Annotated in this window: 2 protein-coding genes; both read right to left on the bottom strand. The window is 52.1% G+C overall.

The window, feature by feature from the left end; genetic code table 11:
* Nucleotides 1-173 precede the first annotated feature (173 nt).
* On the bottom strand, nucleotides 174-941 hold the full coding sequence (locus I2D41_RS08945) for a hypothetical protein (RefSeq protein WP_195364286.1): 768 nt from the start codon (nucleotides 939-941) through the stop codon (nucleotides 174-176).
* On the bottom strand, nucleotides 929-1,951 hold the full coding sequence (locus I2D41_RS08940; protein WP_195364285.1) for a hypothetical protein: 1,023 nt from the start codon (nucleotides 1,949-1,951) through the stop codon (nucleotides 929-931). The genes I2D41_RS08945 and I2D41_RS08940 overlap by 13 nt, the downstream gene beginning before the upstream one ends.
* Nucleotides 1,952-2,262: the final 311 nt, after the last annotated feature.

Raw genomic sequence — 2,262 nt, 5'->3', positions numbered from 1 at the left:
TCGCACGGAGAGCACATTAAGTGCTCTCCGGCTCGTGCGGAACTCGCGATCGACCAAACCCCGCGTCCCGTCCCGGCGAGCCTCTGGCTAGTTACGACAATCAAAAAGCAACAAGGGGCTCCCCCGCTCATCAAACGGGAGAGCCCCTCACCATACATAACGAATCAAGGTGCCTATAGGTAGACCTTTTCGAGAAACGATAATGTGTCCTGAAGACGCGCTCTCTCTTTACGATCGGTCTGCCGATTTACATAAGAAGAAAAGTCCGCAAAGAAGTCTCCGGCGTCAGCCCTCATTTGCTCTATTAGCTCCAAGCGAGCCGAAGGCGGCAACAAACCCGCAAGTCGAACAATATCCGAGCGATGCTTTCGTCGATCTTTATCGTTGCAATGGCGCCCTTCTTCATAGCTCCTATTGATATCAATGTGTGCACGCATCTTGAGGGGAATGATATGGAGCGCATCGAGCAACGTAATGCCCTCTACGTTCGTTGCGTTGTCGCGAATAAATTCGTAGTAGCCATCGTCGAGAATAATTGCCGAAAGACTTGATACGGCCCCGTCAAAGGAAAGAGGTGCCACTTCGCTCGTTTCATCTTCGAGCACAAAATCAGGATGTCGGGCGAATAGCTCAATTTGGCCGGGATAGTCTAGGACTTGCCTTGATCCTTCGGGCAAACAGAACCGATAGTAAGTGCACTTTCCATCGCCGACCTTCCCAGTCTCATATCCGACAGCTTTGATAAATGCCCACAATGCAGTGGCGAATTCAACGCCTTCCCCATCAACAATTACGACGATATCCAAGTCTTCAGTAGCTCTAAACGAATCGCCCTCATTGTCAAATAGAACGCTGCAGGCCCCTCCACCAATAAGGACGTAACCGCCTTTACAGCCGCTCATGGCATCGGCAAATCGCTCTATTCCCCTCACTTTTGACATATCGTCCTCCTGAGCTGTTCGACCGCGTCGAGCAGACGATCTTCTTTGTAATCTGCTTTTGCGCAAGCAACGTATAAGGAAAACGGGTCGACACACTGCAAACCCGTCGCGTCAAAACTAATATCGGACGGCGCGTCCACGGGATACGACCAGACCTCAATCACAACTGCCGCCGGTTCGTACCACTGAGCCTCCAGCCATCTGTCGCCCATATGCTCTTTCAAGGCCTCTAGCTGATATTTTTCGAGAGCAATGGTTGGAGCAGAGTCTTCATGGGCAAGGTCGGACATATAGCTAAGGGCAGACACACCGGAAAGCAGCGCATCAACGGCACGTAGCTCTGTTCTCTCGATAACCTTCTTGAGCCGGATTCGCTCTAAAACTGGCGTGCGAAGATAGTCCTCAAACCCATCTAGCAACGTCTCGGTCGACAGCCCGGCGTCGCACAATATACGCTTTTTGCCATCCCGCATAATCAACCCAGGAGCTATAGCGGCGATTTCCGAAAGATAGCCGCTGACGCTTGCCGCGCTTTTGCCACACAGACGCGCTAGGTCGCCGGCGGAGCAGTCAACCCATCGTCCCGCAATGAGATTTAGGACGATTCGTTGAGATTGGGGCGAAAGCGGAGCAGCGGGAGAAGCACCCAGCACCTCATCGGAAATAACGGCTCCGATAAACGGCAGGAACGCATTTCGCTCATCTCGGATATATGCGATTCCCTCCGAAGAAAGCGCGCGCATAAAACCTAAATCCATAGCATCCCAGCAAATTACCACCGGGTGAACATCTAACTTGCGCACCGCACTGACGAGATTTCGCGCCGAAATGACACTGGGCGGTTCCTTTGGTTCCGCAACAATAAAACGGCCCTGTTTAGACATGCCGAGCCGTGCCAAGCGAAGCGAATACCGCTCAAGATACATGCGAGGAATCTGCATCTCAACTGGCTCCGGGTCGATAGCGAGCTCTAAAGAGAAGAGTCTTTTTGGGAGGCAGTTTATCAGCATGTACAATCACCGTTTTCATTTCGGTTACATTTTAGCGTCTATCTGAAATTATACTGAATCGTATAAAATCATCAATCATCAAAGCCAAGCGCACCATTCAAAACGCAACAAGGGGCTCCCCCGTTCTTTAACGGGGGAGCCCCTTGCCATGTCTAAGTATTCAGCCCACCCGGCCCTCCAGACCAAAAAGCGAACGGGCAAAGCGACGTTCGCAAGCAACGTTATCTAAGGACCTGGGCGGGCGTATGGGGCAACATCGATCGCGAGTTCCGCACGAGCCGGAGAGCACTTAATGTGCTCTCCGTGCGAGC

The organism is Collinsella aerofaciens (assembly GCF_015552075.1).
Taxonomy (GTDB): Bacteria; Actinomycetota; Coriobacteriia; order Coriobacteriales; family Coriobacteriaceae; genus Collinsella; species Collinsella aerofaciens_Y.
This window is presented reverse-complemented; position numbering and strand designations above follow the sequence as displayed.